This is a genomic window from Tenacibaculum mesophilum (genome assembly GCF_003867075.1).
Classification (GTDB): Bacteria; Bacteroidota; Bacteroidia; order Flavobacteriales; family Flavobacteriaceae; genus Polaribacter; species Polaribacter mesophilus.
The window spans coordinates 1,854,474-1,877,495 of the sequence record NZ_CP032544.1 but is presented as its reverse complement, the minus strand read 5'-3'; the positions used below and the strand labels follow the sequence as shown (position 1 = coordinate 1,877,495).

Genomic DNA, 23,022 nt, shown 5'->3' with positions numbered 1-23,022 from the left:
GAATAACACTTATTTTTAAAATCCCGATTTATCGGGATTTTTTAATACTTTAAAATATAAAAATATGAGTTTGCAAAAGCAGGTAATGGATAAAATGAAAGAAGCTATGAAGTCTAAAGACACGGTAGCTTTAACGGCTTTAAGAGCATTAAAGTCAGCTTTTATGTTAGCAAATACCGAAGCGGGAGCAGGAGAGCTTACAGAAGCAGAAGAATTAAAAATTATTCAAAAGCAGGTAAAACAACGTAAAGATAGTGCTACTGTGTTTACAGAACAAGGACGTAATGATTTGGCTGAACCTGAATTAGCTGAAGCGGCTATTTTAGAACAATTTTTACCTGAAGCTTTAAGTGAAGAAGAAATTGGAAATATTGTAGAGAAAACTATTGCAGATGTTGGTGCTGAAGGAATGAAAGATATGGGAAAAGTAATGGGAATTGTATCGAAGCAATTAGCAGGACAAGCAGATGGGAAAACAATTTCAGCAATTGTAAAAGCTAAATTGGCATAACAATTATTTTATAGACTCAGTAGTTCAACTGGATAGAACATCAGATTTCGGCTCTGAGGGTTGGGGGTTCGAGTCCTCTCTGGGTCACTAAAAATAGAAAAGAGATTGTTATAGTAACAATCTCTTTTTGATAAAAACAATCTTTTTATGAGAACAAAGTTTAGTTTTTACCTACTATGTTTTAATACTTATCCCAAAATATTTTAGTAGTCATTAAATCTCCTCCTATTTTTGCTGAAGCAGTCTCATAATTCGTTTTGTTAAGTGTTGCTTCTAAATGAGAATAGATATTCCTAACAGGTACTTTGCCATCTGCTTCAGATACAGCATTATCAGGAGCTTTTATGTTTGGAAAGTCCAGTCTACGATATTCAGTCCAAGCTTCAAAGCCTCTATTATAATAAGATATCCATAATTGATACGCGATTTTTTCTTTTGTGCTACCAGACGCAGTATTAAAAGAAACATCAGGTCTATTTAAGTAGTTTTGCTTATCTAAAGAACTTACATTCCAATAGTCCATGCTAGCTTCAATTCCTTGCATATAATAGGTGGCACTTGTTCCTCCAACATCAAAACCTCTATTAGCAGCATCAGCTAATAAAAATGATGTTTCAGCAAAATCAAACAAAACACCAGGCAAAGAAGGATCTCTAAATATTTCAATATTTGTATTAGATGTATTTTGATACCCACCTCCACTGGGACCTATTGCGTATGGATAACCAACATATTCTCCATTTATTTTTGAATTAGAATTAAAAAAAATATCTCTTCTAGGGTCTTTTTTTGAATTTAACTCATCTACTAAAAACTTTGTTGGAACATAATGATTTTCAGTTGTAAGAGCTAGAAAAATAGGATTCCTTTGACCAGAGACAGAATAATATTGTAATAGTGCATTTTCAGAATTATTAGATATTACTCCAGATTTAAAGGCGCTTTCAATTAAATCTTTAGCATCAGAGTTAAGTTCAGGTATATCTGCTAAATGAAGTCCTAACTTTAGCTTAATACTGTTAGCTAGTTTTTTCCATAGATTAACATTTCCTCCATAAATTAAATCTCCAGAAGAAAAACTAGATTCATTCGTGTTTAGCTGATTAATGGCTTTGTTAAGACGATCTGCTAAGCTTAAATAAATTTCTTGAGCATCATCGTATTTAGGTTTTGGATATTTTACAAAATCTAAAGCTTCAGTATATGGTACATCACCATATAAATCAACAAGTGTTTGAAAAACGGCAATCATTTGTATTTCTACAATAGCAATTTTGTTTTGCTTTTCAGCTTCTTTGTTAGGTGTTACATTTTGTGATATTATTATCTCTTTTGCGTTTTTAAAATCAGTTAAAACATCTCTATAAAGTAGATTCCAGAAACCTGTACCAATATTTCTTTTTGTTTGATTATATCTGTCTTCATCAACAAATTCGGTATTAGTCCAATACTGAACATATTTTCTGAAATTATTAGAGTTAGGGTTTGTATTTGTTAAGAAATACATGTAGCTCACTTGAGATTGCGTCATAAGAGCTTCAGGTAATACAGTTTCATACCCTTTAGTGTCAGTATTTAGGTTTTCAATATCATTACAAGAAGAAAATAATAAAGTTATTCCTAATCCTAATATTACAGTTCTTTTTATTTTATCGACTATTTTCATATCTATTAAAATTGAGCTTTTATGTTAAAACTATATTCTTTAGTAGTAGGTAATACACCTGTTTGGAAACCTTGTAGGTTACCAGAAGAAGCACCAGCTTCAGGGTCTGCATATGGTAAATTTTTATGTATTATCCATAAGTTGCTACCACTTGCTGTAAAAGAAAGGCTATTGAGAAAAGTGTTTTTTAAAAATTTCTTAGGAAGATTGTAACTAAAAGAAACTTCTCTTAATTTAACAAAAGAAGCATCATATACATACCCCTCATCTGGGGTATTTGCACCTAAATCATAATCAACAGGAACAATTTTGGTATTTCTAGTGCCATCTGAAAGCACTCCATCTAATATAATTCCTCCACTATTTTCATCGTTTGTAACAGAGTTTCTTTTAGGGTTTCCTAAGTGATTATTTCCAACACTACTTTGGTAAATACCAGTTTGTGCTCCGTATTTTTGATCTAAAGACCATACATCTCCTCCTTTTTTAACGTCTATTAAAAAACTAAAAGAAAAATCTTTGTATTTGAACTTATTGTTTATACCACCAATCCAATCAGGATTTATGTCGCCTATGATTTTACTGTTTTCAATATCGTAGTAGCCGTTTTCTTTTATAGCTTTTTGATTGTTAATGTATTTGAATCCTGAGCTAACCATTTGTCCAACAGGTTTACCTACTTCTGCAACTAGAGACACTCCTTGAAATCTTCCAATTTCAAAACGACTATCATTTTCATTAAGGCTAATAACTTTATTTTTGTTGGTAGACCAATTAATTTGAGATTCCCATGTGAAATTATCTGTTTTTATAGGGGTAGCATTTAAGCTGACTTCAATACCCTTATTTTCGACATTACCAGCGTTAACCCATGCAGATGTACTTCCTGTAGCTCCCGTTACACCAACAGACATTATTTGATCTGTAGTGTTGGTTTTGTATAATGAAAGATCTAACCCCAATTTATTATTAAACATTTTTGTTTCTAGACCAATTTCATAACCTTTAGTTTTTTCGCTTCTTAAGTTTGGGTTTTTTCTGCTGTTTTCTGTGGAAAATTGTATAGCATCTCCAAAGTTTGAATATTTAATATACTGAGAGTTAAGTACAGCAAAAGGAGCATCGTTACCTGTTTCAGCATAATTAAGGCGCAGTTTTCCAAATGAAAGCCAGTTAGCTTTCAAGTGTTTGCTAAAGATATATGTAGCAGTTAGAGAAGGATAATTATAAACATTATTTTCTTTAGGTAAAGTAGAAGACTGATCAACTCTGTAGGTAGCTTCTAAAAAATAAGTATCATAAAAGCTCAAAGAAGCGTTTGTATAAATACTATTAGTACCAATTGATGATATAGACTCAGATAAAGGGTCTGGATTTTGAACAGAATTGTTTATGGCGTAGATGTTAGGTATAACTAAGCCGCCTTTTGTAATAGCGTAAGTATAATTGCTTTTTGTTCTTCTTACGTTTCCTCCTAATAATGCAGTGAAACTTATATTGTTGGTAATTTTTCCTTGAGCATTAAAAATTAAATCTAAGTTGAACTCCCTAAAGTTTTTATCAAATCTAGAGTATTGCCCTTTAAGTTCAGGTTGTCTTTTAGAGCCAACAGCTATTGTTTCTTCTTGAGTTTGATTATAAGAATCAATACCACCTCTTCCGGTAACACTTAACCAGTCTTTTATTTCAGTTGTTAAACTAAAATTACCGAAAAAGCGGTTTCTTCTTATACTTCCTATATTATTCTTTCTTTGAAAATAAGGATTGTCATGAAATGCAACATTTAAATCGTAAGGTCCATATACACTCCAAGTTGTGTTTAGTTGTGTTTCTTTATAAGCTGTTTTTAAATCAGCAAAGTCAACACTAGAAGAGTACCATTGTCTTACACTACTGAGGTAATTGTTACCACCAGCACCATATCCAGTTTCATTAAGACCTCTACCATGGGTTTTATTGTAGTTAGCAGATGCAGTAACAGTAGTTTTATTACTTAGCTTATAGCTTCCTGATAAGTTAAAATTATCTCTTTTGTAACTACTGTTTGGTAATATTCCTTGATTTAAATCATATTTAGAATAACTAAAACGAAAACTTCCAACTTCATTATTACCAGAAATAGAAATGTTATTGTTAAAAGTAATACTTTTTGTGTAAAAGCTATTAGCATCATTTTTAGTAGCCGTCCATGGTGTTGCTTTACCGTAGGTAGAAAGTTCAGGAAAAAAAGAGTTCCACCTGTATACTAATAAATTAGGGTCGTAAGCAGGCCCCCATGAAGCATCATCTGTAGGCTCATAAGGGTGAGAACCACTGCCTAAATCGATATTTCTTGAAGGGTCTGAAAAAGAATTCCACCAACCACTACCATATTCTTTTTGATATTTAGGTAAGGTTTTAAAATCTACAGCTCCAATTGTTACGCCACTATTAATTGTAATACCTAAACCCTTACTTTTTCCTCCTTTTTTAGTGGTAATTATAATAACACCGTTTGTAGCTCTTGAACCATATAAAGCAGAAGCAGCAGCTCCTTTTAATACATTCATAGTTTCAATATCATCAGGATTGATGTCAGCCACAGCATTACCAAAGTCATATCCTCCTGTGTTACCTCCGCTTTTTTGATCAGCAGTATTTGTGTTATCATTATTTAACGGGACTCCGTCAACTACCCAAAGAGCTTGGTTGTTACCAGTTAAAGATGTTGTTCCTCTTATAATTACATTGGTGGATCCTCCAATATTACCATTTCGTCTAATTTGTACTCCAGATATTTTACCAGAAATAGAATTAGCTATGTTTCCTGAATTTACCTTAGTTAGGTCGTTTCCTTTGATTTCCTGTGTAGCGTATCCTAAAGATTTTTTTTCTCTTTTTATACCTAAAGCTGTAACAACTACTTCATCTAAAACATTTTCGTTTGTAGACATAGTTACACTTATCACGTTAGAGGATCCAACTGTTTTTTCAATAGTTGTCATTCCTACAAAACTAAATATTAAGATATCATTTTCTTTAGCCTTGATAGAGTAGTTACCATCAAAGTCTGTTTCTGTACCTTTTGTGGTACCCTTAATGAGTATACTTACCCCTGGAAGCCCCCCGGATTCATCTGAAACTACCCCAGATACTGTTTTTTCTTGAGCAATTACAATTGATGTAACAAGAAAGAACAGTAGTAACAATTTTGTTTTCATATTTTTTAAAAAAATTAAGTTTATTTTGTAAATAAATAAAAAACAAATTGTTATTATTGTTGTTTTGTTAATATAGTATTGTTATTAGTTATAATAGTTTAAGTTTTGTTCTTTTTAATGTTTTTTTAATTGTTTTTTACTTTAAGATGTTGTTTTTTAGAACCTATTACTGTTTTGGAGTTTTTTAATCTTGTTTTATTTAATAAATAGTATAGAGGTTACTATTTTGTATTTATTCTAATTATAGAAGTTAATAAGAATGTAGATAGGTTTATTAATTTAGTATAAGGAATCAATACTAGTTAAATGTTCTCTTAAAATATTTTCCTTAATTTCTACTGAATTTTTAATTGTATAATAATTATTATAATAAATTAGTTGTAGCGTTATGGAGAGTAATAAGTGTTTCTTTGTTGAATAATTTTAACTGTTTTTTAGGGTTTATATTTTTTGTTTGCTTATTTCAGAAGCTGTTTTATTGAAAAAAAATATTAACTCTGTCATAAAACTCTCTAATGTTGGATATCTATCTCTATTATTATCATATCTTTCTAGTTCTTTGACTAGCTCATGAGTCCATAAAAAACCGCTATTTAATTGCTCATTCAATTCGTTTTCGATTGTTTTTTTATCATAATTATGGTCCTTCATATATTTAATAACAGTCGCTCTAACCAACGCTTCATCATACATAGTTTTCCAATTACCATATGCTTGTTTATTCATTTTATCTTTTACTTTATCAAAGATGATTGTCCCGCTTTCTTGTAGTTCAGAGCGGTGCTTTTCTATAATATGATTTACAAATGAGTGATTGAATTCATGTAAAATAGTTGGAAAATAATCGTTCACTTCATATTTAGGCATACCTAAGTTATCAACACTCCACGTTCCCATTATAGCATAGATCACCTCATTTCCACCCGGATAAATTATTTTTGGACCATAGCTCGCTCCTCCATTTCCCAAGGCATTTATAATTTTAAATTCTCCTTTTGGGTCTTCTCCATAAAATTTTTGATACCATTCTAGGTCTAAATTTTGATAAACTTTTTTAAATCTATTTGATGCAGCTTTGTAGAGTTCTTTATTGTTATTAAAAAAAGTTTCACAGTCGGCATCAATATAAAATTCATTTAACAGTTTTAAAAACTGTGTAGAGCCTTCTTTACTCCATGGTCTTTCTAGTGATTTATTTGAAAAAGGCACTATCATAGCTTTTGTATTTTGAGGTTCAGTTATATGTATAGCCATACTCATAACTGAACTAAAACCAATTCCTTTTTCATGTAATTCACTTTTTACATACTTAATTAAATCGTGACTTTTAAATTTCTCAAAATGATTTTGAATGCTTTCAACATACTTAGGAAAAAGATTTTGACTATATTCATGGCTGTCTGCAAGCCTAAAAACAATGCTTAATAACTCTATACGTTTATCTACTTTTGGTTCTTTTAGTATTGTTTCTTTTTGTTCGCTTACTTTTTTTTTCTCTTGAGAACAAGCACTTAAAGTGATTAAAATCAAGAATATTCCTATTATTTGTTTCATCTTTTGTTTCAATATCTAATCTTAATGAGTTATTGTTTTGCTTTTGAGGGATACTACCCTCGGCAATACTTTTTTATGAAAATGCTTAGAACTGGCCAAAACTAGACTATAATATACATAACATGCCCATCAGTATATGGGCATGTTTTCTTATTTGGTTTATATTGATAATTTTGTTCTAACAGCCCTTTTAAAAACTGGTCGCTATTTTAGATGTTTTAGAAAAACCAAGGTTGTATAACCCCGGTTTTAATGAACACAACTTTTACAAAATATATCTTTACTCCTCTATCCTACGCAGCGAGTGCCAGTTGGTTATAATAACAGAAGTAGCGGGAGCATCTGAATCACTTATAATTCCGTACGGAAAGTTTAATTGTGCAGTATTCCCACTTCCATCCGTATTTCCACGACCATTACCACCGGCAACGGTAACCAGTTCTAACCGTGAGGTTCCAAACCCGCCACCACCGCTGGTAACGACGGATGTCACTTTTCGGATAGCATGGTTGCCTCTGTCAGCAATATACAAATCCGTTATGCCAGAACCACCTATCGTTATTTGCTGGGGGCTATTTAATTTTCCTGTATTGACAGCTCCGTCTTGAAACCCAAAGCTATTTGGATCACCAGCATGTAAACGTACCGTTACACCTCCATTAATAGTTCGGATTACATGGTTACCATTATCACTAACATAGAATGTTCCTCTAGTATCTACTGTAATATCTACAGGGTTATTAAATCGTGCCTCGGCTATTCGGTCGCCATTTACATAACCAGCATTGCCAGGGCTGCCTGCATAAGTGGTGACGACCGCGCTTGGTGTAATTCTTCTAATGGTATGGTTGCCAGAATCGGCCACATAGATATCACTGCCCGAAAAGCACAGCCCACTTGGATTGGAAAAAGAGGCAGCCGTACCTGTGGCATCCACATTGCCAAAATTGCCAGATCCTGCAAATGTAGTTACCTCTCCTGCTGGGGTAATTTTTCTAATGACATTGTTCCCTGTGTCCGCTACATAAACCGTTCCATGGCTATCAACAATAATATCTCTGGGGGCATTGAACATAGCAGCCGAACCATTGCCGTCTGCAAAGCCTTGGGTAGAACCAGCAAAGGTTGTTACTTCTAGCGTATTTCTGTTTATTCTTCTAATCCTATGGTTCATTTCATCTGCCACATAATACAACCCTCCATGTTCTGCAATACCTCCTGGTGAATTAAAAAGGGCATTAATACCGTCCCTATCGCCAGAGCTACCACTGGTAGATCCTGAGAAAGTACTTACAGTGGCACTGCTTCCGTTTTCATCTACATCGGTTACTTTTATTGTAAATGTTTCTTCGGTAAATAAGGCTTTATCATCTGTAACTCTTACGGTAATGGTATGAGAAGTATTTGTTTCGTAATCTAATGATTTACCTGTTTTTAACGTGATTTTTCCCTGATTGTCAATTTCAAAAAGTTGATCAGGGTCTGAGGTAATACTGTAATTAATAACATCATTTTCAGGATCAACAGCAACTATTTCAGCAATAATATCATCATCATTTATATTTTCTGCCACGTCATTAACAAAGGAGCTGTCGGTAATAGCTGGAGCCTCATTTACATCTGTAATATTTATAGTGATTGTTGCTGTACTGGTGTAAACTCCATCACTAACAGTTATCTTTAGTTCATGTTTGTTCTTAGATTCAAAATCAAGAGACTTTCCCGTAGCCAACTGTAGCTTTCCTTCATTTGTAGAGGTGAATGTAAAAAGACTATTGTCATCAAGAGTAAAAGTGATTGTGTCATTATTAGGGTCTGAGGCAATTACAGTTGCTAAGGTAACCCCTGTAGTCGCATCTTCTGAAACCTCAAAACTTTGATCGTTAATTTTTGGGGCTTCATTTTCAACTACATCGGTGACATTGATGGTCATAGTGGCAGAAGCTTTGTCTTTACCATCACTTACTTCAACCGTAATTTCGTGTTTGGTTTGGGTTTCATAGTCTAAACTTTTGTTAGCAGCAATGCTTAGTTCTCCAGAAACATTAACAGCAAATAAGTTGTTGTCATTTTTAGTAATTTTAAATGTTAAGTCGTCTTTATTAACATCGGTAGCAGTAATAATACCTATTTTGGTGTTAGCTGCTTTATCTTCTGCTACGGCGAAGCTTTGTGCTTTAATTACAGGAGGTGTATTTTGTGGTTCATCGTCTTTACTACAAGAAATAAGCTGAATAGCAATAAAGCTTAGTAATATCCCTTTTTTAAATAATTTCATTTTGATCTTTTTTTAATTAATAGTACAAGAGTACTTTTATATGTAGATATTTTAAAAAAACAGTTTACGAAGAGTAAATTGAGTTTGTAAATTGAAAATGTAAATTCAAGATAAACCATGAACCCCCTAAAAATCAATTGATTTTTAGGGGGCATGTTTTATGAAAGACGATTACTAATTTGCTATTCGTACAATAAATTCTTTAATTTTTTTTTGAGACATTGCTTTTACTTTTGTGTAATTTTTACTATAAAAATTACTGTATGCAAAGTTAGTCCAATCTGCATCTTGCTTATTGGCTGCCATTACCATAACAAAACTTTCTTTATCATATGAAATTAAAAAAAGACCAATATTATTATAAAAAACTGGCCTGTTCAGCTCTTTACTTTCTGCTTCTTGATATTTGTAAATTGCAGGGATACATTTTTTACAAGCAGCTACGGCTACTGTTTTTGTAGTACCTAATAAGCTATATTGAAAAAACTTAGTTTTGGTTTGCTTATTTCCAACAGTTCTTTCTCCTTCAAGTAAATGATAAAGACCATTAATATTTTTAGTAGGTACTTCATTTTGAGTATAGACTGTAATGGGGAATATAAATACGAGAATATAGTTGAAAAATTTCATGTTATTTTACGATTACTGACCTTTCGCAGCCAGAATTAGCATTGTACAATTGTAAACCCGAACCACCACTATTTGGATTAAATTTATAAGAATAACTGTAAGAACAATTAAATTTAGAAGAGCTATTGGCTCTTATAGTGGTTGAGTTTTTACTACCCGCTTTAAAAACATAAATATCTTTACCAGTTCGGTTTATAAAAGTTACGGTTGTTAAAGCATTTCCCTCATCCATAGCTTTCATACGAGCTTGATGCTCTTTCAATTTTTTGTATTCAGGAGTGGCTCTGATAGAATCATTGTAACGTTTTATTTCATCAGCATCCATTTTTTTTGCTTTTTTAATAGCGCCTATTTTAGCTTTGTCTTTTGCTGTTAAAGGTATTGCTTGCTTTTTTTTCATAGCAACTACATAGTCGTTAAACTTTTTATCGAGGTTTAAAGATGTAAGATATTTGTAAGTAGGTGAAGAAGGGACTGATGAGTTTCTGGCTGATTTAATTTTAGCTTTCATTCTAGAAAGGAACCCTCCCTTTTTCTTTTTAGGAGTTTTAGCTGTAGCTTTTCTGTCTTTTACAAGCACATAAACCGAAGTTACATTTTCCATACTAGGGGCACTTCCGTCGTATATTTTTCTTAATTCAAATAGTAAATCATCAATTACCATATAACCTTTTTTTGTATAACCGTGTTTTATACTCATAGGATACACATAATTGTCTATGGTGCCATAATCACTTAGTTCGGTTTCACGAAAAGCTCGTTTGTTTTCACTAATAAATCTAGCTTCAAAACCAACAGGAATGCCCGATGGGGTGCGCTCTAATTCAATTTTAACAGGCAGATAGTCTGTATTAAAATTATAAGTACCATCGCCTTTAGCTACTAAACCACCAAAACCTTGGTAGGTAGCTCCATCTCCATTGTTTTCTAGTGCTTCAAAAAGAGTTTGTTGTGCTTGTATTGTTATTGTTAACAAAGTTAATACACTTAGTAAGAATATTTTTTTCATCTATTATTTTATTATATTGATTTTCTGATAAGGACTGTATCTTAATTCACCTGTTGTAAAACCTTTTAATCTTAAAAAGTAATTCCCTGTACTTGGAATATAGGTTGAAAAATTTGAAGTAATAAAAGAGTATGCCCAGGTGTTTCCTGATAAGAAACGAGTAGTAGCAACTTCTCCTAATTTATTTAAACTTAAATCATATATTTCCATACTTATGGTTAAGTTGTTAGCAATAGCAGAAGCTGCAGATGATCCAAAGTGAAAATCGAATTGCTGACGGGTACTTAAACCTAATTCGGTTAATACTGTTGAGGTTGAAGTTCTATTGCTTAGGAAAAAGAAGTGATATAAAAAATCATCTTCATCTCCATCAACCATAATATAAGGTCTGTTAGGTGAAGTAGGAGGTATGCTTATTTCTAATTCTGTGTTACTTTCTTTTTCTACAATAAAAGCTTTGTAAATGTCTGTTTTAGCTTTAAAATGTTCTTTTATAAAATTTAAGATACTAATATTTGCATTAGCATCATCAACTTTTGAAAACTCAAGAGGTAATGTATATTCTTGTTTTAATACATCTCCTTTAATTTTTATTTCATAATTGTAATCACTATTATATCCTTCAACCGAAACTTCTGAAACCCAAAAATTATTAATTACATCTCCTAAATCATAAATGAAATAGGTGTCTTTGAAGTTAGCAAACGTTTTTGTGAAATAGGCTTTTGTGATACTTTTGTTTTTAGGAGTATCAACTACATTGTCATCATTATTTCCACATGATATTAATTGTAGTCCAATCATTAAAATAAATAATCTTTCTTTTAAACTTTTCATTTTTACTATTTTTTAGTATTAGATATGCAATAGTAGTTGTAAAGGATTATTTTGTAAGAAAATGTTTTGTGAACAGCAAAAAGAGTTTATGAATAGTTTTTTACAAGCAGGTAAAAAGCGATGTTAATTTAGAATAGATACTTAAAAGGCATGGTTACAATTACTCTTGTGCCATTAGGATTGTTGTTTTTATAAATATCTTCAATAACAAAACCTATTTTAGTAACATATTGTTTTTGAAAAATTTCTAAACGTTTTTTTATGGAGTTCAACGCAAAAGATTCATGACGGTTTCCTTGGCGGAGATTAATTTCTTTACTTTTCTTTCTTCCAATACCGTTATCAGTAATAATACATTGTAAGGTGTTTTCTGATAGATTGAAGGTGATGTCTAGTTTTTTTTCTCCTTCTTTATGTAGTAAACCATGTACTAAAGCATTTTCAATAAAAGGTTGAATTAATAAAGAAGGAACTTCTAATTCTTCATGAGAATCGTAGGTAATGGTGTAGTTAAAGTCATCACCAAAACGAAGTTTTTCTAGTTGGAGATATACATTTAAAAATTCTAACTCTTTTTCTATAGGAATAAAATCTTGATTTGTATAGTTTAAGGTGCTTCGTATAAGTTTAGCAAATAATACAATATAGTCGTAGGAAGCATCAGTGTCTTGTTGTAAAACTAAATCTTGAATAGAGTTTAACGCATTAAAAATAAAATGCGGATTCATTTGTGAACGCAAAGCAGTTAAATTAATAGCGATCAGTTCTTTTTCTAAAGATATTTTTTCAAGTTGGGCAATGCGCTCTTTTTCCTTTTTTAGCATTGCTTGTTTAAAGTATAAAATAGTAGCTCCTAAAATAATAGAAACAATTAATAAGATAAACCATAACGTTTTCCAAAATGGTTTTTTAATAAAAAAGTGTAGCTCTTTTATTTCATAGTTAGTACTTGTACTATTTAAAAATGGGTGTACTTGAAAGGTGTATTCACCCGCGGGTAAACTATTGTATTTTATTGAGTTTTCACCAATAGCTGTAGTTAACCAAGCATCGTTATATCCTTTTAAACGATATTTATACGTTCCTTTTTGGTTAAACAAAAAACCATTAACATTAAAATTTATTCTTATTGCGTTTTGATTATACCTTAAGGTATAATTTGAAGTAATTAGGGTGTCTTTTTCATTAATTTCTATAGCACTAAAATATACTTTAGGATGTAATGTTTTAAAAGCATTGTTTTTATCAATGGAAAATAACCCTTTGTCAGATGAGAAATAGATTTTGTTACCAATTATTTCAATACTAGAAATATTGTATGATTTAATACCGTCTCGCTTGGTAAGTGTTTTGAATTTGTGGGTGAGGATATCGAGTTTTTGAATACTGTTTACACCTACAATCCATAGATTATTTTGGTCAGCTTTAATTTTTTCAATAATATTTGAGGTTAAGCCATTTCGTGTGGTATAATGTCGAATTACTTTGCCATTTTTAATTCCCAAAAGGCCATTTTTAAATGTGGCAACCCAAATAATACCATTAGCGGTTTGGGTTATCGATTTACTATAGATGGGTTTTTTATTGTTTACAATTATTTGTTTGTTCCAAAGGCTATCATATACAGCTAATTCGTCAACAAAGGCAACATAAACTTGGTGTTTTATTTCGTCATAAAAAGAATCGTAAGTTCTTTTATTTGTTGAAATAAATTTTTCTTTACCGTTGTAATTAGCATTTTTTAATAAAACAACTTTGTTATGGTTGGTATATAGTAAATCGTTGTGAGCTAAGAATGAAAAACTTTTTGCAGCATCAAAAAATCTAGTTTTTTCAAGGGTTAAATTTTTATAATCTAAAATATAACTTCTAAACCCCTTACTAAGGTAAATTTTTTGCTGATTAGGGTTGTATTTTAGTTTAGATAATTTTCCTTCGTTAACAGGTAAATTAATAGTTTTAGAAGTATGGGAGTTGGTATTATAAAAAATAACATTTCCACGGTTACTCCCCATAACCAAGGTACTATCGTTTATTTTGTCTAATGTTTTTATATTTTCCTCTTTTAGAGGAATATTACAGGTTTCTATATGAATATTTGGAATAATATAAACACCATTATTTAAACTAGTAAGCCAATAATTATTGTCTTTATCTCTAATGATTTTGGTAATGTGTTTGTCTGTTAAAAATCTTTTTTTTAGTTGAAAAGCAGCGTTTTTGAAAGCAAAAACCCATACTCCTTGATTTGTTGCTATCCAAGTTTCATCGTTATGCTCAAAAATAGTATAGAGCTTTATTTTTTCAAGAGATTTTAGCCCTTTTACAGATTCTAATTTTTTTTGAGAGAAGTTTAATTTATAAAAGCTGTTTTTTTTGTTTCTTATTTGGGAGTATATGTAAGTTGAGCTTGTTTTAAAGATAATAGACTTTCCCAAACTTATAGCGTTACCTTTTTTTCCTTTATAAGGAAGATTGGTTTCTATTAGTGAAGTTATACTGTTGTCTTTGTTTATTGAAATAATAGAATCGATGGCTCCTGAATAAATCGTATTGTTAAAAGAAAACGGAGTTCCAAAACCTTTTTTAGTAGTATGTTGTTGTATTATTTGTTTAGTTTTTAAATCTATTTTGTAGATCGTTTTTACAGTAAAAACCCATAAAAAATCATTTCGTATTACAAAATCACCCAGTTCACCATTTAAATAACCACTTAAGTCTTTAAATAAATGTAGCTCATCGTTTTGGGTATAGAAAAACTGACCAGAAATATTATTGCACCAAATTCGTCCTAAGTTATCTTCTTGAGTATTAAATACAGAAGCTCCACGTTGTAAAGGATTACTATAGTTTTTAAAGGTTTTACCATCGTATCTATACAATCCTTTGTTTGCACATAGCCATATAAAACCTTTACGATCTTCATGAATGTTATAGAATTCATTATCGGGAAGTTTATTTTTTTCAGATAATTGTATAAATACAGGATCTTGTGCTTTTGTTGCTATTGAAGTACAAAGAATAAGTAATAAAAGAAAATACTTTATTAAAAGAAATGATGGTTTATGACTAAATACTACTTTCAAAGCTACTTATTCTTGATCTAGAAATTTTAGCAGTAATAGCTCCATTATCTAGAGTGAGGTTTAAAGTTGTTTTGTTTAAAAACTCAATGTAAGTTAAATTAACAATCCACGCTCTATGAGAACGGAAGAAAGAAGGCTCTTCAGACAGTGTGTTTTCGAAAAATTTTAAATTTTTACTAGCGATAATAGTTGTTTTATTCACAACGTGTATTTTACTATAAGCTCCGTCAGCTTCAATAGCAACAATGTCTGTTAAATTAAGAATATGTCTATTCCCTAATTCAGGGATAACAATTTTTTTATAGTTTTTATCTTTTATAGTTTTAAGAAGTGCTTGATAGTCAACTAGCGAAGCTTCTTGATGTAGTTTATGCTCTAGTTTTTTAAGAGCTATATCTAGTTTATTTCTGTCAATAGGTTTTACTAAATAATCAATAGCATTTAACTCAAAAGCTTTAATAGCATAGTGATCATATGCAGTAACAAAGATAATTTCAAATGATATAACATCAAAAAACCTTGCGATTTCATAGCCCGCATAATTAGGCATCTGTACATCTAAAAACACCACATTGGGTTGTAGTTCTTTTATTTTTTGAACACCAGACTCTAAGTTATTACAAGAATCGAGAACAGTAATATTGATAGATGCTCTCTCTAGTAAGTTAGATAAAACATTTCTAGCACTTTGTTCATCATCAATAAGGATTGCTCTAATTTCATCCATAAAAACAAATATAGGGATAGTACGTTATATAATTATCAGTATTTTACGAAAGAAAAAATGGGTTTATGAGAAAGAATTAAATAGTAGGAAGAAGGTTTGTTACTAAACTATAAATAGAAATTTGTTGCTGTAATTATGGAGCATTTTTTTGAAGCTCCAGAAGATTTACAACAACAATTCCCACAATTGTGTAAAAAAAATCAACTTATGTTGAATTATTCTATAGAATAAATTAATCTTTTACTTTAAAAACCTTGGTTAAAATATCATCTAGTAAACACCATTTGGTTAATGATGATTGTAATAAGTTGGCTCCTACAAACGCAGTGAACCATAACCAATTACTATTTACTTTAATTGCTAGGATTAAACTAATAAGTATAAAAGTTCCAGCAATACCACGTACAATTCTATTTTTCATGTTATTTATAATTTTTACGTTCAATTAAATAATATACCAAAGGCACTACCAACAAGGTAAGTACTGTAGCTGTAATGGTTCCTCCCATTAAAGAGATGGCTAACCCTTGAAAAATAGGGTCGAATAAGATTACAAATGCGCCAATAACTACCGTACCTGCTGTTAATAGGATAGGAGTGGTACGTACTGCACCAGCTTCAATCACAGCTTGCTTTAGCGGAACTCCTTCTGCTAAACGTAAGTTGACAAAGTCAATAAGTAAGACGGAGTTTCGTACCATAATTCCTGCGAGGGCAATCATTCCAATAAATGAAGTTGCAGTAAAGTAAGCATCCATCATCCAGTGTCCTAAAATAATTCCTACCATTGATAAGGGAATGGCAACCATCATTACTATTGGAGCTTTAAAGTTTTGGAACCATCCTACAATTAACATATAAATAATGATGATAACTCCTAAAAAGGCAATTCCTAAATCTCTAAACACCTCTAAGGTAATTTGCCATTCACCATCCCATTTTACGGTGTAATCATCTTCAAAATCGGGTTGTTTAATGTATAATTCGTTCAATTTATATCCCTTTGGAAGTGGAATTTCTTTCAACTTTTCTTCCATTCCTAAAATAGCATAGGCAGGACTTTCTAGCTCACCAGCCATATCAGCCATAACATATACTACACGTTTTTGATTCTTTCTGTAAATACTTTTTGCACTGTTTTTTTCTTCCACAGAAACTAAATCACTTATAGAAACTAGGTTGCCATGTTGCGATTTAATTTGTAACTGAGCAATATCTTGCACAGAAGACTTCTCTTTTTCATCCAAAGCAAACACAATTCCTACTTGATTAGAGGCGTCTTCATCATACAAGGTTGAAACTGCTTTGTTGGATAATGCCATGTTTAACGTATAAGCAATTTGCTGAGGTGCTACACCGTATAGCATCGCTTTTTCTTTGTCAATTACAAACTCATATTCAGTTTGATTGTCTTCTACCATCCAATCGATATCTACTACATCGGTTGTATTGTGTAAGATATTTTGAACTTCGTTGGCAATTTCAATTTGCTTTTCATAATCTGGACCGTACACTTCTGCAACAATAGTTGATAATACAGGAGGTCCAGGTGGAACTTCTACTAATTTTACATTGGCATTAAATTTAGCTGCAATAGCTTGAATTTCTGGTCTGAACAATTTTGCAATATCATGACTTTGTTCACTTCTATCATGTTTATCAGTTAAGTTAACTTGAATATCCGCCATATTGCTACCCCCGCGTAAGTCGTAATGACGAACCAATCCGTTAAAGGTAATTGGAGCAGAGGTACCTACATAACTTTGGTAGTTTACCACTTCTGGTCGTGTAGCTAGGTATTGTGCAATTTCTTTAGTTACCGCATCGGTACGTTCTAAAGTAGTACCTTCAGGCATGTCAATGACTACTTGAAATTCGTTTTTGTTATCAAAAGGCAACATTTTTACAGCGACTGATTTGGTAAAGAATAACGACATAGAACCTAGCAGTAGAGCAATAGTGATTCCTAAGAATGCCCAACGTTTGGTTTTATTTTCAATAAGCGGACGCTCGAACTTCTCATATAATTTATAGATTAGCGTGCTTTGCATTGCTTTGGTTTCGTTTCCTTCAAAGGTTTCTTCAGTATCGTGCTTGTCTTTTTCACGTAAGAAAATATATCCTAAATATGGAGTAATCGTTAGGGCAACAAATAGTGATAAAATCATAGCGATAGAAGCTCCAATTGGCATCGGACTCATATAAGGTCCCATCAATCCAGAAACGAATGCCATGGGTAATACCGAAGCAATTACGGTAAAGGTGGCTAATATAGTTGGGTTTCCTACTTCATTAATAGCGTACAAGGCAGCTTGCTTAAACGGTAGTCGCTTCATTTTAAAATGCCTGTGCATATTTTCAGCAATAATAATGGAGTCATCTACCACAATACCCGTTACGAATACCAAGGCGAACAAGGTAATTCGGTTTAAGGTATAATCTAACATGTAGTAACTTAGTAAGGTAAGTGCAAAGGTGATGGGAACCGATAAGAATACCACTAAACCACCACGCCAACCCATGGCTAACATTACCACTAAGGTTACAGCGATAATTGCACCGATTAAGTGTAATAATAATTCTGATACTTTTTGTGATGCTGTTTCACCATAGTTACGGGTAATTTCAACATGTACATCATTAGGAATTAAGTTGGTACGTAAATGATCAACCTTCGCTAAAATTACATCGGCAATTTGCATAGCATCCGCTCCTTTTCGTTTTGCTACCGAAATGGTTACTGCTGGGTATTCTGATTGATACGTTGAAACATTACTACTTGCTTGTCCATAACCAAAACTTACATAGTTTTTAGGAATTTCTGGTCCGTCTAGTACGTTCGCAACTTGTTTTAAATAAATCGGTTGATTTTGTTGTACACCAACCACTAAGTTTTTAACATCTTCAGCAGATTGTAAAAACTTTCCTGTAGTTACTAAAAACTCGGTATCGTTTTTATCATAACTCCCCGCACTTAGCTGCTGATTGCTGGCTTTTAACATTTCAGTAACCGATAGAAAGTCTAATCCACTTGCAGCTAATTTATCTTTGTCTACTACCACACGAACCTCACGATTTCTACCTCCAATTTTTTGAGTAATCGCAACATCGTTTACTTTTTCAATTTCGTTAGTAAGCTCTTGTGCGAGTTGCTTTAACTGATAATCGTCGTAGTTTTCACTCCATAATGTCAACCCTAACATAGGTACATCGTCAATCGCGCGTGTTTTTACCAAAGGCATCGTAACACCTTTCGGCATTTGATCCATATGTTTGTTAATCTCATTGTATAGTTTTACAAACGAGCGCTCTATGTCTTCACCAACATAAAACTGAACAATCACCATTCCTTGTTCTTTCATTGAAGTAGAGTATACGTACTCTATTCCTTTGATGTTCGAAATTATTTTTTCTAAGGGTTTGATAACTCTCGATTCTACTTCTGTAGGGCTCGCACCTGGATATCCTACAAAGATGTCAGCCATAGGCACATCAATCTGTGGTTCTTCTTCTCTCGGAATAAAAAAAGAACTATACACACCAATTACCATAAACACGACCATTAATAGTATGGTAAGTTTAGAGCCTATAAACCCTTTGGCTATTTTTCCTGCTATACCTTCTTTCATTTTGATTTATATTTTTTTGGGCGTTTTAACGGGCTATTCGCTATATCTTTTTACTTGTTCTCGATAGATCCTTCGACTTCGCTCAGGACACTCGAACTGACGTAAAAAGGATGTCGCTTCTATCCCTAACGCAACTTTCAACTATGATTTATAATTTAGTTTTACAACTAACTGAAAACTGTTTATTGGTAACTGCTTACTGTACACTTATTTTCGCTCCGTTGTATAGTTTACCTTCAGAAGAAACGATATAACTTTCATCGGCTGATAAACCTGATAAAACTTCTACTTGATCTCCAAAGGTTCTTCCTAAGCGTAACCAACGTAACACAGCAGTATTACTTTGACTTACCGTATAAATTCCTGATAGTTGTCCTTTGTGTACTAAAGCTTCTGACGGAATTAAAACCATGTCAGTACTTTTTTGTGTTTTTTCAACAGGAAACTGAACCGTAGCAAACATTCCTGATAACAATTTTACATCGGTTTTATCTAGGTTAATTTTAACTAAGTATTGTCCCCCTGTATTTTTGGCGGAGGTACTTACTTCCGATATTTTTCCAGTAACCGTTTTGTTTATTGATTTGATAGCTACATCAACCTTTGTGTCTTTTTTAATTTGAGAAATGTCACTTTCTGGTACTAACGCAGTTACTTCAAAACCGCCTTTTCCTTCAACAGATATTAAAGGCATCCCAGGATTAGCCATCGCACCTTTATCGATAAATTTGTTGGTTACCACTCCTGAAAATGGGGCTCTGATATTCGTATAAGCAAACTGAGAATTGATTTCGTTTCTTAGCTGTTTAGCAGCTTCTAAATTCGCTTTGGCAACATTGTAATGAACAGTGATATCATCAAACTCTTTTTGAGAAGCGCTATTTTGTTCAAATAAGTTTTTAAAGCGATTGTAATCTTTTTCAGCGCTTGAAAATCCTGCTTGTGCTTTAATTACATTAGCTTCTGCTTGTGCTTTTTTAGCTTGTAAATCGCTGTTATTGATTGATACTAATAATTGACCTTTATTTACCTTATCACCAACTTTTACATGTATGTTGGTTACATAACCCATCATACGAGTACTTAATTCAGCACTGTTGGTAGCTGCTACTTTTCCGCTTGCTGTTATAAACGGATTGTTATCATTAGCCGTTACTTTAGCAACTTTTACAGCTACTGTTGGTTTGTTGTTATTGTTTGTTGTTTCTTTTTTATCACAGCTTACTACTAAAAGTGATATGGCAAGGGCGATTGTATATATAGCTTTCATTTGTTCGTTTTTACTATTGATTATTTTTTAGTTTACTACCTCAAAGTAAACCTACGAGGTATCTAAAGGAAATTGATTTTAAAAAATCGACACAAGTGTCGGAGCGTTTTAAATCTCTCTTAGTGAGTTAAAAAATCTAAATAAGCTTTGGTATAGTTATATTGATATACAGTTTGGTAATATTCTAATTGTTTTTGAGCGTATTGTGTTTCAGCGATTAATAAATCGGATGTTTTTTCTAGTCCTTCTTTAAATCTGTTTTTTCTGATTCTTAAGGCTTCTTCCGATTGTTGTAAGGCTAATTCGGTTAACTTTAATTGTTCCTCTGCATCGTTTAATAATCGTTTAGTGTTGTTTAACTCTAATTGACTTTTAGATTTGTACTGCTCGTATTCTAATCTTGATTTTTCATACTGAGCTTTGCTTTTTTGTGCTTTTCCGTAGCGTTTAGAACCTTTGAAAATATCCCAAGTTAATTGTGCTCCTACTACGTAACCATTTGCATCAACATTGAAAATTTTATCATCGTACAATTCGTAACTACCAAAAGCATTTAAGCGTGGAAGAAAATCCATTTTATCCGCTTTGTGCATTTTTTGATAGGCTTCAGAAGCTAATTCCATTGCTTTAATATCTGAACGATTTTCAGAAATAGTAATGTCAGCAACTTGATTCGTTAAGTGTACTTGTAAACTATCTGAGGATTCATAAATGTTGTTTTGTTTTTCATTCATTAAAAAAGACAAGTAGTTAGAAACATTTAGTACATTGCTTTTTGCTGTTTGTAATTGATTTTTTACTTCGGTAACTCGAACTTTAACGGCTAATACATCAGCACGTTGTAAATACCCTTGTTTAAAGCTATTTTCTGCCATTTGTTGATTAGCTTCCGCAGCTTTTAAGGCTTTTTCTAATACCGAAACTCCCTTGTGAGCTAATTGCAATTGCATGTAGGCTTTTTCAACTTCTAACAATAAATATTCTTGAGTACGTTGCGTCTGCAAGTTGGTTGCTTCCATTTTAGTTTTAGCGGCTTTACGTTGGTAAATACCGTCTAAGTTCACTAAAGGTTGTTGTACTTCAATTTTAGTAGCAAAGTTTTGTGTTCGTTTCGGATTGTTTAATAAATCTGGATTAAAATCTGCTTGCGTTAAAATTTCTTGATTCAATTTACTACCAAATGCCATTAATGGATTGGTAGTTACAATTCCTGTATGAGAAGCAGTAATATTTGGCAAGAACACAGCGTTGGTCTGCTTGTAATCGGCACGTGCTTGCTGATAGTTTTGTTCAGCTATTCTTAAAGAGGTATTATTTTCCTGAACTCTTTTCAAAACTTCACCTTTTGAAATGGAAATTTTAGTTTGAGCTAGGGTAGTAGCAGATATAAAAAGTGCTACCATAAATAAACTTATATATGATGTTTTCATTTTTACTGTTTTATAACAGCAAATTTAGTGGCAACATATACGGTAGTCAGTAACTTTAGTTACACAGGGTATGTTTTTTAGTAAAGAGGATATGTAGAATATATAAAATAGAATATACTAATGTTCACCATAGTCTACATCATCCATTTTTCCTTTAAAGACTTTATACTGAATAATAAAATAAACAACTACTAGGATTGCAGCTATAAAAAACCAATTTAAACCTACGGACAAACCATACTCGTTAGCAGCTACATTATAAATTGTTAAATCGGGATTTATGTTATTGGTTGAAGGTAAAACTTTAGGGAAAATTGAAGCGACTGTAGTTGCCAAACCTCCTAATAAAAACAAAGAAGAATATAAAAACCCAGTGATGTGTTTTTTGTGCTTTTTTACGTTGAATAAACCAAATAACCCTACAAAAGTTAGCAGAGGGAAAATCCATAAAAAAGGATGCTCTATGAAATTATGAAATGGTTTAGGCTCTATAACATGCCAAGCGATTAATGAAATAATTACTAAACCTAATAAAACAAAAGAAAGAGTAAAAACAACCTTTTTTAGTTGGTTGTTAATACTAGCATTAGTTTTGAAAATAACCCAATTGGCACCATGGATAGTTAGTGATACAACTGCAATAATTCCCAGAAGTAAAGTAAACCAGTCAATAACTCCAAGTGTTTCAGAGTGAGGAGAGAATTCCGAATTCCATAAAGGGAGGAAAAAGTAATGTGCTTCATGAGTAGAAACACCATCTACTACATTTCCTAGATTAACACCACGTACCACATTTCCTAATGCAACTCCAAAAAATAAGGCGAGAAGCAAACTTGCAATCCCAAAAGCTTTGTCCCAAATACTTTCCCATATCCTATTATGTATTTGTCCGCGAAGTTCTAATCCAATAGCTCTAAAAATTAGTAACCATAAAACCATCATTAAAGGAAGATAAAAACCACTAAATGAAGAAGCATATAAAGTAGGGAAAGCAAAAAATAAGACACCACCCGCAGCGATTAACCATACTTCGTTCGCATCCCAAAAAGGACCTATTGCTTTTACGACTTTCTTTTTATCTTCTTCTTTTTTAGCAAAGAATAAGTGAATAATTCCTGCTCCAAAATCATAACCATCTAAAATAACATAAATGGTTAACATCGTAACTAATACTATATACCAAAAAAGTTCCATA

General features: G+C 32.2%; 15 protein-coding genes and 1 tRNA gene. 2 read left to right on the top strand and 14 right to left on the bottom strand.

Translation table 11 applies throughout. The features are described 5' to 3' along the window. Nucleotides 1-64: 64 nt before the first annotated feature. A complete protein-coding gene (locus D6200_RS08590; RefSeq protein WP_073184279.1) occupies nucleotides 65-511 on the top strand; it encodes a GatB/YqeY domain-containing protein in 447 nt (148 codons plus the stop codon). Between the two features lie 13 nt (nucleotides 512-524). Further along, a tRNA-Arg gene (locus D6200_RS08585) sits at nucleotides 525-598 on the top strand. Nucleotides 599-692: 94 nt separating this feature from the next. Here D6200_RS08585 and D6200_RS08580 read toward each other — a convergent pair. The 14 genes from D6200_RS08580 to cydB all read right to left on the bottom strand — a co-directional run bounded on the left by D6200_RS08580 (nucleotide 693) and on the right by cydB (nucleotide 23,021). Further along, the gene (locus tag D6200_RS08580) at nucleotides 693-2,177 is read right to left on the bottom strand and encodes a SusD/RagB family nutrient-binding outer membrane lipoprotein (RefSeq protein WP_083574834.1); all 1,485 of its coding nucleotides are present in this window, start codon (nucleotides 2,175-2,177) and stop codon (nucleotides 693-695) included. A 5-nt stretch (nucleotides 2,178-2,182) separates the two neighbouring features. Further along, on the bottom strand, nucleotides 2,183-5,377 hold the full coding sequence (locus D6200_RS08575; protein WP_073184282.1) for a SusC/RagA family TonB-linked outer membrane protein: 3,195 nt from the start codon (nucleotides 5,375-5,377) through the stop codon (nucleotides 2,183-2,185). Between the two features lie 441 nt (nucleotides 5,378-5,818). After that, nucleotides 5,819-6,931, bottom strand: a complete 1,113-nt coding sequence (locus D6200_RS08570; protein WP_073184285.1) for a DUF4932 domain-containing protein — start codon at nucleotides 6,929-6,931, stop codon at nucleotides 5,819-5,821. Nucleotides 6,932-7,211: 280 nt separating this feature from the next. After that, nucleotides 7,212-9,209, bottom strand: coding sequence for a cadherin domain-containing protein (locus tag D6200_RS08565; RefSeq protein ID WP_073184287.1), 1,998 nt, complete (start codon nucleotides 9,207-9,209; stop codon nucleotides 7,212-7,214). 174 nt (nucleotides 9,210-9,383) lie between these two features. Further along, the gene (locus D6200_RS08560) at nucleotides 9,384-9,839 is read right to left on the bottom strand and encodes a hypothetical protein (RefSeq protein WP_047790376.1); all 456 of its coding nucleotides are present in this window, start codon (nucleotides 9,837-9,839) and stop codon (nucleotides 9,384-9,386) included. A 1-nt stretch (nucleotide 9,840) separates the two neighbouring features. Then, nucleotides 9,841-10,848 carry a hypothetical protein gene (locus D6200_RS08555; RefSeq protein ID WP_047790377.1) on the bottom strand — a complete coding sequence of 336 codons (1,008 nt, stop codon included), beginning with the start codon at nucleotides 10,846-10,848 and terminating at the stop codon, nucleotides 9,841-9,843. Between the two features lie 3 nt (nucleotides 10,849-10,851). Continuing rightward, nucleotides 10,852-11,685, bottom strand: coding sequence for a hypothetical protein (locus D6200_RS08550; RefSeq protein ID WP_073184290.1), 834 nt, complete (start codon nucleotides 11,683-11,685; stop codon nucleotides 10,852-10,854). A 128-nt stretch (nucleotides 11,686-11,813) separates the two neighbouring features. Then, on the bottom strand, nucleotides 11,814-14,771 hold the full coding sequence (locus D6200_RS08545; protein ID WP_073184293.1) for a sensor histidine kinase: 2,958 nt from the start codon (nucleotides 14,769-14,771) through the stop codon (nucleotides 11,814-11,816). After that, a complete protein-coding gene (locus D6200_RS08540; RefSeq protein ID WP_083574835.1) occupies nucleotides 14,755-15,498 on the bottom strand; it encodes a LytR/AlgR family response regulator transcription factor in 744 nt (247 codons plus the stop codon). The genes D6200_RS08545 and D6200_RS08540 overlap by 17 nt, the downstream gene beginning before the upstream one ends. A gap of 232 nt (nucleotides 15,499-15,730) precedes the next feature. Further along, nucleotides 15,731-15,919: a YgaP family membrane protein gene (locus D6200_RS08535; protein WP_073184428.1), complete on the bottom strand. Its 189-nt coding sequence runs from the start codon at nucleotides 15,917-15,919 to the stop codon at nucleotides 15,731-15,733. Between the two features lies 1 nt (nucleotide 15,920). After that, nucleotides 15,921-19,127, bottom strand: a complete 3,207-nt coding sequence (locus D6200_RS08530) for an efflux RND transporter permease subunit (protein ID WP_073184296.1) — start codon at nucleotides 19,125-19,127, stop codon at nucleotides 15,921-15,923. A 196-nt stretch (nucleotides 19,128-19,323) separates the two neighbouring features. After that, entirely contained in the window at nucleotides 19,324-20,397 is a 1,074-nt protein-coding gene (locus tag D6200_RS08525) for an efflux RND transporter periplasmic adaptor subunit (protein WP_073184298.1), read from the bottom strand. 119 nt (nucleotides 20,398-20,516) lie between these two features. Then, nucleotides 20,517-21,827, bottom strand: a complete 1,311-nt coding sequence (locus D6200_RS08520) for a TolC family protein (RefSeq protein ID WP_073184300.1) — start codon at nucleotides 21,825-21,827, stop codon at nucleotides 20,517-20,519. Nucleotides 21,828-21,944: 117 nt separating this feature from the next. Beyond that, nucleotides 21,945-23,021 (bottom strand): cytochrome d ubiquinol oxidase subunit II, encoded by a 1,077-nt coding sequence (gene cydB, locus D6200_RS08515; protein ID WP_073184303.1) that lies wholly within the window; start codon nucleotides 23,019-23,021, stop codon nucleotides 21,945-21,947. Nucleotide 23,022 lies beyond the last annotated feature (1 nt).